At 70.8% G+C, this 12,326-nt stretch carries 13 protein-coding genes; 9 read left to right on the top strand and 4 right to left on the bottom strand.

Features of this window, described 5'->3' with window-relative positions; translation table 11 throughout:
- Positions 1-19 precede the first annotated feature (19 nt).
- Both JOF29_RS40725 and JOF29_RS40730 read left to right on the top strand, forming a co-directional pair.
- Positions 20-784, top strand: coding sequence for an MBL fold metallo-hydrolase (locus JOF29_RS40725; protein ID WP_209699629.1), 765 nt, complete (start codon positions 20-22; stop codon positions 782-784).
- Positions 781-1,362, top strand: a complete 582-nt coding sequence (locus JOF29_RS40730; RefSeq protein ID WP_209699630.1) for a DedA family protein — start codon at positions 781-783, stop codon at positions 1,360-1,362. Before JOF29_RS40725 ends, JOF29_RS40730 begins: the two co-directional genes overlap by 4 nt.
- Here the strand turns inward: JOF29_RS40730 and JOF29_RS40735 are convergent.
- Positions 1,348-1,989, bottom strand: a complete 642-nt coding sequence (locus tag JOF29_RS40735; RefSeq protein ID WP_209699631.1) for a TIGR03085 family metal-binding protein — start codon at positions 1,987-1,989, stop codon at positions 1,348-1,350. The genes JOF29_RS40730 and JOF29_RS40735 overlap by 15 nt on opposite strands.
- A gap of 159 nt (positions 1,990-2,148) precedes the next feature.
- Here JOF29_RS40735 and JOF29_RS40740 point away from each other — a divergent pair, with 159 nt between their 5' ends.
- Both JOF29_RS40740 and JOF29_RS40745 read left to right on the top strand, forming a co-directional pair.
- Positions 2,149-3,969, top strand: a complete 1,821-nt coding sequence (locus JOF29_RS40740) for an ABC transporter ATP-binding protein (RefSeq protein ID WP_209699632.1) — start codon at positions 2,149-2,151, stop codon at positions 3,967-3,969.
- A 76-nt stretch (positions 3,970-4,045) separates the two neighbouring features.
- Positions 4,046-5,842 (top strand): ABC transporter ATP-binding protein, encoded by a 1,797-nt coding sequence (locus tag JOF29_RS40745; protein WP_209699633.1) that lies wholly within the window; start codon positions 4,046-4,048, stop codon positions 5,840-5,842.
- A gap of 105 nt (positions 5,843-5,947) precedes the next feature.
- On the opposite strand, the gene JOF29_RS40750 is transcribed toward JOF29_RS40745, so the two are convergent.
- Both JOF29_RS40750 and JOF29_RS40755 read right to left on the bottom strand, forming a co-directional pair.
- Positions 5,948-6,262: a Fe-S cluster assembly protein HesB gene (locus JOF29_RS40750; RefSeq protein ID WP_209699634.1), complete on the bottom strand. Its 315-nt coding sequence runs from the start codon at positions 6,260-6,262 to the stop codon at positions 5,948-5,950.
- A gap of 125 nt (positions 6,263-6,387) precedes the next feature.
- Positions 6,388-7,389, bottom strand: a complete 1,002-nt coding sequence (locus JOF29_RS40755) for a hypothetical protein (protein ID WP_209699635.1) — start codon at positions 7,387-7,389, stop codon at positions 6,388-6,390.
- Positions 7,390-7,581: 192 nt separating this feature from the next.
- Here JOF29_RS40755 and JOF29_RS40760 point away from each other — a divergent pair, with 192 nt between their 5' ends.
- On the top strand, positions 7,582-8,448 hold the full coding sequence (locus JOF29_RS40760) for a GNAT family N-acetyltransferase (protein ID WP_209699636.1): 867 nt from the start codon (positions 7,582-7,584) through the stop codon (positions 8,446-8,448).
- Here JOF29_RS40760 and JOF29_RS40765 read toward each other — a convergent pair.
- Positions 8,445-9,560, bottom strand: coding sequence for a dipeptidase (locus JOF29_RS40765; RefSeq protein ID WP_209699637.1), 1,116 nt, complete (start codon positions 9,558-9,560; stop codon positions 8,445-8,447). The two genes, JOF29_RS40760 and JOF29_RS40765, sit on opposite strands and share 4 nt — an antisense overlap.
- 89 nt (positions 9,561-9,649) lie before the next feature.
- On the opposite strand from JOF29_RS40765, the gene hisI reads away from it, so the two are divergent.
- The 4 genes from hisI to JOF29_RS40785 are packed head-to-tail and all read left to right on the top strand — an operon-like array spanning position 9,650 to position 12,321.
- Entirely contained in the window at positions 9,650-9,979 is a 330-nt protein-coding gene (gene hisI, locus JOF29_RS40770) for a phosphoribosyl-AMP cyclohydrolase (RefSeq protein WP_209699638.1), read from the top strand.
- Entirely contained in the window at positions 9,976-11,469 is a 1,494-nt protein-coding gene (locus JOF29_RS40775) for an anthranilate synthase component I (protein WP_209699639.1), read from the top strand. Before hisI ends, JOF29_RS40775 begins: the two co-directional genes overlap by 4 nt.
- Before the next feature lie 7 nt (positions 11,470-11,476).
- Positions 11,477-12,007: a Trp biosynthesis-associated membrane protein gene (locus JOF29_RS40780; protein ID WP_209699640.1), complete on the top strand. Its 531-nt coding sequence runs from the start codon at positions 11,477-11,479 to the stop codon at positions 12,005-12,007.
- A 56-nt stretch (positions 12,008-12,063) separates the two neighbouring features.
- Positions 12,064-12,321, top strand: coding sequence for an HGxxPAAW family protein (locus JOF29_RS40785; RefSeq protein ID WP_245359903.1), 258 nt, complete (start codon positions 12,064-12,066; stop codon positions 12,319-12,321).
- The last annotated feature ends 5 nt before the right edge of the window (positions 12,322-12,326 follow it).

Below are 12,326 nucleotides of genomic sequence, written 5' to 3' on the forward strand. Positions count from 1 at the left end.
CGAGTGACATGCGAGTGACATGCGAGTGACATGGTGGGGCCATGCCACCACCACGATCGAGGCGGACGGCACGCGGCTTCTCACGGACCCGGTGCTGACCGCGCGGATCGCGCATCTGCGTCGCCGGCGCGGGCCGTCGCCGCTGCCCGCGGCGGGGGAGTGCGACGCGGTCCTGGTGTCGCACCTGCATGCCGATCACCTGCATCTGACGTCGTTTCCGTTCATCTCGCCGGACGCCGCGCTGGTGGTGCCGCGCGGTGCCGCGAAGCTGATCCACGCCGACGGCGGCCCGCTGTACTCGGACCGCTGCATCGAGGTTGCTCCCGGCAACCAGATCAAGATCGGGTCGCTGGAGATCAGCGTCGTCACGGCCCACCACGACGGCCGCCGGCTGCCCTGGTCGTCGTACGCCGCGCCCGCGGTCGGGTACCGGATCGACAGCTCGCCGAGTGTCTGGTTCGCCGGGGACACCGACCTGTACGACGGTCTCGCGGCCGAGGCCGGGCCGGTCGATCTCGCGCTGGTGCCGGTCGGCGGCTGGGGGCCGTCGCTGGGTCCGGGGCACCTGGACCCGGTCCGTGCCGCGGAGGCGGTGCGGCGGGTCGGTGCGACGACCGCGGTGCCGGTACATTTCGGGACGTTCTGGCCGATCGGCCTCGACTGGGTCAAACCGGAGCTGTTCCTGCCACCGGGGGAGAGGTTCAAGACCGCGATGACCGACGTCGACCCTGGAGTGAAGGTCGAGGTTCTGACGCCGGGCGGGTCACTCGAGGTTCCTGCATGACCGGGGACGCCACATTCGACCTCTGGTACTTGTTCGCGCTGGCCGGGGCGGTGCTGATCGGGGCGGTGCTGCCGGTGCTGCCGACGGGTGCCGCGGTGTCCGCGGGCGCCGTACTGGCGTCGCACGGCCACCCGATCGGGCTGGTCGGCGTACTGATCGCAGGCGCGGCCGGGGCGTATGTGGGGGACCTGATCGTGTACGCCGGGTGCCGGTTCGGCGGTGAGCGGCTGGCGAAACGGATCGGGTGGTTGCGGGACAACGCGTCGCTCGACGCGCTCAAGGACCGCCTGGCCGAGCACGAGATCAGCGTGCTGCTCACCTCGCGGCTGATCCCGGGCGGCCGGGTTCCGGTGCTGCTCGCCGCGGGGCTCGCCGGGTACCGGTGGGAGCGGTTCGCGCTCGTCGACCTGGCCGCGTCGTCGTTGTGGTCGGCGGTCTACATGGCGATCGGTCTGCTCGGCTACGTGCTCTTCGACGAGCCGTGGCAGGGCGTGCTGGCGGCGATCGTGCTGGTGATCCTCACGACCGTCGCGAGCACGCTCATCCAGCGCGCCCGGCGGCGGTCACAGACCGAATGACGCGTTGCGGAGGTGCTCCACAGCCTCCGCCTCACCGTCGAGCTGTACGTCGGCCACCGCCTGCCGCCCGCTGCAGAACAGTGTCAGCTCGGCGGGCTCACCGGTCACCGTGACCGAGCCGAGCGCGGTCGGCTGCTTCGCGACGATGCTCGTACCGTCGGGCCGCGCCAGCACCATGCCGGTCGGTGACTTGCGGGCCATCGACTTCGCCGCCAGCTTGATCCCCTTCCACAGGCCCTCCTGCTGATCGGCCGGCAGCGTGCGGATCTCGTACGACGGCTGGGCGCGGCGGACGTCCTCGTGGTGGATGAAGTACTCCGCGGTGTTGATCTGGGCACCGAGCTTCGGGACCGCGAACAGCGACACCCGCGGGGGCCCGTTCCGGACCTTGTCGACCACCTCGGGGAACCCGTATCTCTCCTTGGCCCGCTTCATCCGCCGCTCGGTGGTGTCCGCGAGCGCGGAGATCACCAGGCCCGGGCCGGCCATCGGGTCGGATTCGCGGACGTACAGATGGACCGCGAGGTCGTACGCGTCCCAGCCTTCGCAGAGCGTGGGTGCGGCTGGTCCGACCTGATCGAAGAGTTCACACAGAGCGAGTCGTTCTACCCGGCTGTAGTCGGTCACACATCCGATCCTATTCCTCACCTCGCTTCTTTCCTTCCCCTCTCTGATGGGAGGGGAAGGAAAGAAAAGAGGTGAGGAGGAAGCTCCGGGGAATGGCAGAATGTCAATCGTTGTCATGCCTGTGTCCCGTGTATGCACCTGACTGTCCTGGAGCGTGTTTTGCCTGTCCCGAAAGTCCCAGACAAGGGCAGCGTCACCCGGAGAGGTTTCGGGGTGCTGCGGGTCGCGATCTGGGAGGAGCCGGGCATCTTCGCGCTGTCCGTGCTCGCCAGCATGCTGTACGGCGGGATGACCGTGGCCGGCGGCTGGGCGCTCGGCTGGTCCACCGACCACCTGATCCGACCGGCGTTCGAGCGTGGCGACGTCAGCGGCGGCACGATCGCGGCGCTGATCTCGCTGTTCGTCGGGATCGCGATCCTGAACGCGATCGGTGTCGTCGGGCGCCGGCTCGGGGCCGGCGTGATGCAGTTCCGGCTGCAGGCGACGTACCGCCGCCGGGTCACCCGGCAGTACCTGAAGCTCCCGCTCGAGTGGCACCACCAGCACTCCACCGGCATGCTGCTCTCGAACGCGAACGCCGACGTGGAGTCGACCTGGTTCGTGATCGCGCCGCTGCCGATGGCGATCGGCGTGATCGCGATGCTGGTGTTCGCGACCGTCGCGATGTTCGCCGCCGACGCGTGGCTGGGGCTGGTCGGCTGCCTGGTGTTCCCGCTGGTGTTCGTCGCGAACGTGATCTTCCAGCGGTACCTGCAGCCGCTCGCGACCCGCGCGCAGCAGCTCCGCGCGGACGTGTCCGAGGTGGCGCACGAGTCGTTCGACGGCGCGCTGGTGGTGAAGACGCTGGGCCGGGAGGCGGCCGAGACCGAGCGCTTCCGCGAGCCGACGTACGCGCTCCGGGACGCGAACATCGCGGTGAACAAGGCCCGCGGCATGTTCGACCCGGTGATCGACGGCCTGCCGCGGCTCGGCGTGCTCGCCGTACTGCTGGTCGGCGTCGCGCGGGTGCGGTCCGGCGGCGCGGACGCCGGTGACGTGGTCCAGGTCGCGTTCCTGTTCACGCTGATCGGGTTCCCGATCCGGGCGCTCGGCTGGGTGCTCGGCGAACTCCCGCGGTCGGTCGTCGGCTGGGACCGGGTGCAGCGCGTGCTGACCGCCGAGGGCGGGATGGCGTACGGCGCGGCGCGGCTGACGTCGGCGAAGGCGGCCCGGCTGCAGGTGGCCGGCGTCCGGTTCGGGTACCTCCCGGAGCGCGACGTACTCGCCGGAGTCGACTTCACCGTCGAGCCCGGCCGGACCGTCGCGGTTGTCGGGCCGACCGGGTCCGGGAAGTCGACGATGACCACGCTGCTGACCCGGCTGGTCGACCCGGAGCAGGGCGCCGTGAAGGTCGACGGGGTCGACCTGCGAGAGCTGGCGCGCGACGAACTGGCCGGCTCGGTCGCGCTGGTGGCGCAGACCGCGTTCCTGTTCGACGACACGATTCGCGGGAACATCACGCTCGGTGGCGAATACACCGACGACGACGTGTGGGACGCGCTGCGGATCGCCCAGGGCGACGGCTTCGTGAAGGCGCTGCCGGACGGCCTGGACACCAAGGTCGGCGAGCGCGGTACGACGCTGTCCGGCGGTCAGCGGCAGCGGATCGCGCTGGCCCGCGCGCTGGTCCGGCGGCCGCGGCTGCTGATCCTGGACGACGCGACGAGCGCGGTCGACCCGCAGGTCGAGGCGAGGATCCTGGCCGGGCTGCGTTCCGCGGTGCACGACGATGCTGGGGCGGCGACGACCGTCCTGGTGATCGCGTACCGGAAGGCGACGATCTCGCTGGCCGACGAGGTGCTGTTCCTGGACGAGGGCCGGATCCAGGCGCACGGCTCGCACACCGAGCTGCAGGCGTCGACGCCCGCGTACCGGGACCTGGTGGACGCGTACGAGAAGGACGCCGAACGCCGCGAGGAAGAACTGGAGGCGTCCACGTGATCGAGCGAAGCGAGTTCACCGGTGAGCACAGCAGCGACACGCGCTCATCCACGCCCGGAGCGAAGCGAGGACGTGGATGAGCGCGGCTGAAGCGAGTCGGTTGGACCATGGTGACAACGCCGGTGGTCTGCAGACTCTGAAGGACGGCCTGAAGGTTTCGCCGGAGCTGGCGCGGGGGTGGTGGCTGACCGGGATTCTCGCGCTGACGATGACAGCCGGGCGGATCGTCGTACCGATCGCTGTCCAGCAGACCATCGACAAGGGGCTGTCCGGGCCGAAGGGTCCGAACATGTCCTACGTCGCCTGGATGTGCCTGGTGTGTGCGCTCGGCGTGATCCTCACCGCGGGCGCGTCGTACCTGACCACCGTGCGGCTGGCGGTCAACTCGGAGTCCGGGTTGGCGACGATGCGGATCAAGGCGTTCCGGCACGTGCACGACCTGCCGGTGCTGACCCAGAGCACCGAGCGCCGCGGCGCGCTGGTCAGCCGGGTGACGTCGGACGTCGACACGGTGTCGCAGTTCCTGCAGTTCGGCGGGTTCATCTTCCTGGTCAGCATCGGGCAGATGTTCCTCGCGACGATCGTGATGTTCTTCTACTCGTGGCAGCTCGCGCTGGTGGTGCTGGTCTGCTTCGTCCCGCTGTTCGGCAGCCTGAAGTACCTGCAGCGCGCGATGTCGGCGGCGTACGGCGTGGTTCGGGCGAAGGTCGGCGAGATGCTGTCCGCGATCGCGGAGCCGGTGGTCGGCGCGCAGGTGGTCCGCTCGTACGCGATCGAGCAGCGCACCCAGGACCGGATCGACGCCTCGATCGAGGACTACCGGAAGACCGCGACCCGGGCGCAGACGATCACCGGCGTGACGTTCTCGATCGGCGGTCTGGCCGCGGGGCTGGCGAACGCCGGCGTCCTCACGGTCGGCGTACTGCTCGGCGTGGACAAGCAGGCGACGCTGGGCGAGCTGCTCGCGTTCATGTTCCTGGTGGCGCTGTTCTCGGACCCGGTGCAGATCGCGACGCAGGTGCTGACCGACGCGCAGAGCGCGTTCGCCGGCTGGCGGCGGGTGCTCGGCGTGATCGCCACGCCCGCCGACGTCGCGGACCCGGGCGAGGACGGCGTGCGGCAGGCCCGCGGGCCGATCACGGTGGAGTTCGACGACGTCGACTTCGCGTACCCGGAGGGCGAGCTGGTGCTGCGGGACGTCGACGTCCGGATCGAGCCGCGGCGCCGGGTCGCGGTCGTGGGCGAGACGGGGTCGGGCAAGACGACGTTCGCGAAGCTGCTCACCCGGCTGATGGACCCGACCTCCGGGGAGGTCCGGCTGGACGGGGTGGACGCCCGGAAGATCTCCTTCGACTCGCTGCGGGAGCGGGTCGTGATGGTGCCGCAGGACGGGTACCTGTTCGACGCGTCGCTGGCCGACAACGTGCGGTTCGGGCGGCCGGAGGTGACGGACGCGGAGCTGCTCACCGCGTTCGGGTCCCTCGGGCTGACGGACTGGCTGGAGTCGCTGCCGGACGGGCTCGACTCGCCGGTCGGTCAGCGCGGCGAGTCGCTGTCCGCGGGCGAGCGGCAACTGGTCGCGCTGGTCCGCGCGAACATCGCAGACCCGGATCTGCTGGTGCTCGACGAGGCGACCTCGGCGGTCGACCCCGGGACCGAGGTCCGGGTGAACGCGGCGCTCGAGCGGCTGATGGCCGGCCGTACGTCGGTCACGATCGCGCACCGGTTGTCGACGGCCGAGGCCGCGGACGAGGTCCTGGTGTTCGACGAGGGTGCTGTCGTGGAACGTGGTCCGCACGCCGAGCTGGTTGCGGCGGGCGGGGTCTATGCGCGGCTGCACGACAGCTGGGTCGCGCAGCGCAACGCGGTGTGAGGTACCGAAGAACGGGCAGTCCTCCCCGCCGGGAGCCGTGGTCACGCTCAGCGTGAGCTGCCGACGGGCGAGGACGGTCAGTACTGCCCGTTCTTCGGTACGGGATCAGGCGGTCGGCGCCGCAGCGTTGCTGGGCCCCGGCTGCGGGACCAGCAGGAACTCGACACCACCCTTGTCGTCCACAGCGGCGTCCAGGATCTTGTCGTCGAGCGCGTTCGCGGCGTTCTGCTCGAGGAAGACCCGGGCACCCGCCTCCTCGACGACCTGGTCTCCCGGCTGCGGAGCCTCGGTCGTGGTCACCGCGAGCGCCGGATCCGCCGGGTTCTCCTGCGAGATCCGCACCCCGGCCCCCGCCGGCGCGCCCTCGACCCCGGTGATGCTCTTGATCACCAGCGTCGCGTTCTCTGTCAGGGTCAGCACAGCCCACTCCATCCGTCGGTTGTCATAGCCCCCGCCCCGTGCCCCTTCCCCCGATCGACAAACCCTCACCTTGGGCACCCACCAGTCATCAGCGGATCCCGAGAACGGTTGACCCGGGCCCAAGGTCACGCGGCGTCGGCGTGTGGGGGTGGTGCCGCGCGCCAGACGGGCGGCTCGGCGGTGCGGGAGTCGCCGCGCGCGAAGGCCGCTCGAAAGCGTGCGATGAGGTCCGACCGTGGATCGACGACGTCCTCCCAGCCGAAGTGGACCAGCTCGACGCCGCGGTCGCTGAGCCGCTGGTCACGACGATGGCTCCTGCGCAGCAGCCGCCGGCGTTCCTGCGGGCTGCTCGCCTCGTACTTCGCCAGCCCGTCGGCCTCCCCGACGGTACGGAACCAGGGCCACCAGAAGTCCACCCTCTCGGGCATCCAGCCGAAGCCGTCGAAGAACTGAACCTGCAGGATCGGCGGAGGCAGACCGCCCGCGGCGAACCTGGCCCGGGCGATCGACTCCAGGGGTGACTCCGACGCGGAGTCGCCGAACGCGATGGCCGACAGCGCTCTCCGGCTGCCGGGCCAGTGCTGCTGGTGTTCGGCCACCGCGCGCAGGTCCGCCGTCGTCGTCCCACTCCGCAGTGCGGCGTCGACTGTGACGATCGACTCATGCAGCGGCAGCTCCCGCGTGAGGTCGACGACGCTCCGGGCCACGCTGGTGACGGGCAGCCACCCGTGATGTGACAGGTCGGCAACCGTCAGACCCGCACGCCGTACGACGATGTCCGGGCGGCGTTGATTGCGCGGGGCCTCCGGCGGCCGGGTCAGCCAGGTGGCGTCGATCGGGGCCGAGCTCCCGCGGTCGGTCCACACGGGGATGCCGGCCAGGCGGGCGGCGCTGAAGTGGCTCACAACCGATCCCGGGTAGGCGGCCTGGGCACAGGCGATCACCGCGACCTGCTCGTCGAGACGTCCGTCGACGTAATGGCCGTGATGGTGTCGCAGTGCTCCGCGCCGGACGAGCCGACGAAGGTCGGCATCCCCCAGCCCGACCTCGCGGAGCGCCGCCCGCCGCTGCGGAGTCCGCGCGACCACCAGCAGCCGCTCGCGCACGCCGTACCCAAGCCGATCCATCCCCCAACCCTGCCCCCCACCCCGCCCGACCGCACCCCCGGCGATCCGAACCTGTGGAAAACCCTCTTTGGGCACCGGCCAACCGAATCTGGCCGACGAGTTTGGTTGGCGGGTGCTCAAGGTCGGGGTGGAGTGGTTGGTGGGAGCTCAAAGTGGGGTGCGGAGGAGCCGGGGATGGTGTGGGATCGGGGTATGGCGATCGAGTTGAGTACTGCGGGGACCGATGAGCTGGGTGACGTGGTGGCGGTGCTGCGGGAGTGGACGCGGGAGGACGTGCCGCTGCAGTTGCATCCGGGGGATCTGGGGTGGTTCTGGCGGTTCGGGGGCGAGCGGACGGCGGCGGCGACCCGGGTCTGGCGGCGGGACGGGGAGATCGTCGCGGTCGGGATGCTGGACGAGCCGGACTGGGTGCGGATGGCGATCGCGCCGGACGCGCAGCGCGACGAGGAGCTCGCGGAGCGGATCGCGGCGGACGTCGCGGACCCGGCGACCGGTGTGCTGATCGAGGGCAAGGTGTACGTCGAGACGCCGATGGGCGCGCTGGTCCAGGACCTGCTGTTCAAGGACGGCTGGAACGCGGACGCCCCGTGGGTCCCGGTCTGCCGTGACCTGACCGGCCCGGTGCCGGACCCGGGCGCCCGGGTCGACGTGATCGGCGCGGAGGAGGCGCACGAGCGGACCGCCGTCCAGCGGGCGTCGTTCACCGGGTCCACGTTCACGAACGAGCGCTGGTTCGCGATGTCCGACGGCCTGCCGTACGCCGACGCGCGGTGCCTGGTGCTGCGCAACGACATCGGTGAATCGGTGGCGGCCGCGACCGTGTGGTCGGCCGGGGCGGGACGCCCGGGCTACATCGAGCCGATGGGCGTCCACAGCCTGCATCGCGGCCGCGGGTACGGCACCGCGATGGTCCTCGCCTGTGCGCGGGCACTGCAGGAGCTGGGCTCGTCCAGCATCTACACGGTCACGCCGGCCACCAACGTCGGCGCGGTCGCGACGTACCAGGCCGCGGGACTCGAGCCGCTGGAGGAGATCCGCGCCCAGTACCGCGAGGCCTAGCCGGCCGCGACGTCGTCCGCGGCCCGCAGCACGCGCAGGATGTTGCCGCCGGCAAGCTTTCCGAGGTCCTCGTCGCTCCAGCCGCGGTCGGCCAGCGCCGTGAACAGCACCGGGTACGACGCGACGTCCGGCAGCTCGACCGGGAAGTCCGGGCAGCCGTCGTAGTCGCCGCCGACCCCGATGTGGTCGATCCCGGCGACTTCCCGGACATGCTCGACGTGCGCGACCACGTCCGCCAACGTGGCCTGCGGCCGCGGCCGGCCGACCAGCTCCTCGATCTGCTCCCGGTGCTCCGGGCTGTACAGCTGCAGGCCGGCCTCCTTCGCCTTGGGCTGTGCCTCGTCGACCCACTCGGCATACGCCGCGGACACGAACATGGGGACGAAGGTCACCATGCAGACGCCGTCGTTGCCGGCCAGCGTCTCCAGCACGTCGTCGGGCGCGTTCCGCGGTACGTCGCAGACCGCGCGGGCCGACGAGTGGCTGAAGATCGCCGGTGCGTTGGTCACCCGGAGCGCGTGCCGCATGGTGTCGGCGGACACGTGCGAGAGGTCGACCAGCATGCCGATCCGGTTCATCTCCCGGACCACCTGCTCGCCGAACTCGTTCATCCCGCCGAGCACCGGCTCGTCGGTCGCCGAGTCCGCCCAGGACACGTTGTCGTTGTGCGTCAGCGTCATGTACCGGACGCCGAGCGCCCGCATCACCCGCAGTACGCCGAGCGACTCACCGATCGAGTGGCCGCCCTCCATCCCCATCAGCGACGCGACCCGGCCGGCCTTGATCGCGGCCTCAACGTCGTCGGCGGTGTCCGCGAGCTGCAGGTCGTCGGGGAACCGCTCGACCAGCCGCCGGACGAAGTCCAGCTGCTCGAAGGTCCGCCGTACGGCGTGCTCGTCCTGCGGCACCCACAGCGACCAGAACTGCCCGCCGACGTGCCCGGTCCGCAGCCGCGGCAGGTCCGTGTTCAGCTGCGGTACGGACCCGGCGAGGTCGTGCGCGTCCAGATCGTACCCGCACAACTCGTAGAACGCGATCGGCAGATCGTTGTGCCCGTCGATCACCGGATGGTCCGCCAGCATCGCCTGAACCCGTGCCTCACTCGTCGTCATGAGGGTCATCTTGTCAGCTGTTTGCGCACCGGAGTTCGTCGGCGCACACCGTTGTCAGGCCCCGACTTGTGATCAGCGACAATGGACGGGTGAACATCGACGAGTTGACCTTCGACGCGGCCGGGCTGATCCCGGCGGTGGTGCAGCAGTACGACACGCGCGAGGTCCTGATGGTCGGCTGGATGAACGCCGAGGCGGTACGCCGTACCGCGGAGACCGGGCGCAGCACGTTCTGGTCCCGCAGCCGGCAGCAGTACTGGGTGAAGGGCGAAACCAGCGGCCACCGTCAGTTCGTCAAGCAGATCCTCGTCGACTGCGACGCGGACACCCTGCTCGTGCTCGTCGACCAGGAAGGCCCGGCCTGCCACACCGGTACTCGCAGCTGCTTCGAGCACGGTGAGATCGAGGTGGCGGCGTGACGTCGGTTCCGGAGCTGGAGACGTTCCGCGAGTACGCGAAGGACCGCCGGGTCATCCCGGTCACCCGCCGGCTGCTGGCCGACGCCGAGACCCCGATCGGGGTGTACGGCAAGCTGGCCGCCGAGCGTGAGGGCACCTTCCTGCTGGAGTCCGCTGAGAACGGCGGCGTCTGGTCGCGGTACTCGTTCATCGGCGTCCGCTCGGCCGCGACGCTGACCGAGCGGAACGGCGAGGCCGTCTGGACCGGCAACCCGCCGGTCGGCCTGCCGCAGACCGGCGACCCGCTGCGGGCGCTCCGCGAGACGGTGGAGATCCTGCACACCCCGCGGCTCCCGGACCTGCCGCCGCTGACCGGCGGCATGGTCGGCTTCCTCGGGTACGACGCCGTCCGCCGGCTGGAGCGGTTGCCGGACACAACGACCGACGACCTCGGGCTGCCCGAGCTGACGTTCCTGTTCGCGACCGACCTGGCCGCCCTCGACCACGAGACCGGCGAGATCTGGCTGATCGCGAACGCGGTCAACTGGGACGACTCCGACGACCGTGTCGACGAGGCGTACGCGGACGCCGTCCGGCGGCTGGACGCGATGGAGCGGGACCTGGCCCGGCCGACCCCGTCGTACGTCGTGCGCGCCGACCGGCAGGCCGAGCCGGACCCGCACCGGCAGCGTTCGAGCGCGGAGTACCGGCAGGCCGTCGAGCACGCCAAGGAGGAGATCCGCGCGGGCGAGGCGTTCCAGATCGTCGTCTCGCAGCGGTTCGAGCTGCCGAGCACGGCGTCCGCGCTGGACATCTACCGGGTGCTCCGCCGGTCGAACCCGAGCCCGTACATGTACCTGGTCCGCCTGGACGGCTTCGACATCGTCGGCTCCAGCCCGGAGGCCCTGGTCAAGGTCACCGAGAACAAGGTGATCCTGCATCCGATCGCCGGCACCCGCCGCCGCGGCGCGACGCCGGAGGAGGACCACGCGCTGGAGGAGGAGCTGCGCGCGGACGCGAAGGAGCGCGCCGAGCACCTGATGCTCGTCGACCTCGGCCGCAACGACGTCGGCCGGGTCTGCGCGCCCGGGACCGTCGAGGTCGTGGACTTCATGGACGTCCGGCGGTACAGCCACGTGATGCACCTCGAATCGACGGTGACCGGGCAGCTCAAGGCCGGCATGACGGCCTTCGACGCGCTCACCGCCGCGTTCCCCGCCGGAACGTTGTCCGGAGCACCCAAGCCACGGGCGATGGAGATCATCGACAAGCTCGAGATCACCCGGCGCGGGGTCTACGGCGGCGTGGTCGGCTACCTGGACTTCGCCGGCGACGCCGACACCGCGATCGCGATCCGGACCGCGGTGCTGCGCGGCGGGACGGCGTACGTGCAGGCCGGTGCCGGGATCGTCGCGGACTCGGACCCGGCCGCCGAGGACGCGGAGTGCCGGACCAAGGCGGCCGCCGTACTGAACGCGATCGCGGTCGCGGGAACGTTCAGTGACATATGAGGGAAGTATGAGATTCCAGCGGATCGTCGACCTGCTCGCCGTCGCGGCGCTCGCCCTGCTCGGTCTGTCGGCGTACCTCACCTGGGTGTCCGCCGACCCGGGGAACGGGCGCAAAGCTGTGGTCTTCACCGGGTACACGATCACCAAGGCACCGGTCACGCTCGCGCTGGCGGGGGTGGTCGCGATCGTCGTCACCAAGCTCGCAGGTACCGTCCTGCGGCGAGTACTGGGCGGTCTGGTCGCGCTCCTCGGGGTGGCGGCGGTCGCCGTTTCCCTGGGCGTCCGCCCGGACGGCCCCGAGCTGAGCAGGTTGCGGCCCGAGTTGAGCGAGGCGGTCACCGACCAGGTCCGGCAGTCCCTGGGGCCGGCGCCGTGGTTCGCTCTGGCGGGCGGGGTTGCGCTGGCCGCGGCCGGGTTGATCGCCGTACTGACGGCGCAGCGATGGCGGCGGCCGACCGAGCGGTACGAGCGTGATCCGGCCGCCGCACCGGCCGATCAGTGGAAGGCGATCGACGCCGGGGAGGACCCGACTCTCTGATCGCGGAGGGCTACCGCCACAATAGGACAGGACGACGAGGAGGAGTGGCGCCAACTATGGACAACACGGTGGCGAATCAAGGGGTCGACCGGATCGAGGAGGAGGCTCCGCACGATCTGCACGGCAACAGCCCCGCGGCGTGGACGGCCGTGGCGGTCGTGCTGGTCGCGTTCACGGTCGGCGCCATCGCGATGGTGCTCGGGCCGAACTGGGTGCTGTTCTGGATCTCCGTCGGCATCGCGGTGCTCGGTGCCCTGGCCGGCAAGGTGCTGCAGTTGCTGGGCTTCGGGGTTCCGACCGACGGCCACCTCTGAAGGGC

This window comes from Kribbella aluminosa (genome assembly GCF_017876295.1).
GTDB lineage: Bacteria > Actinomycetota > Actinomycetes > Propionibacteriales > Kribbellaceae > Kribbella > Kribbella aluminosa.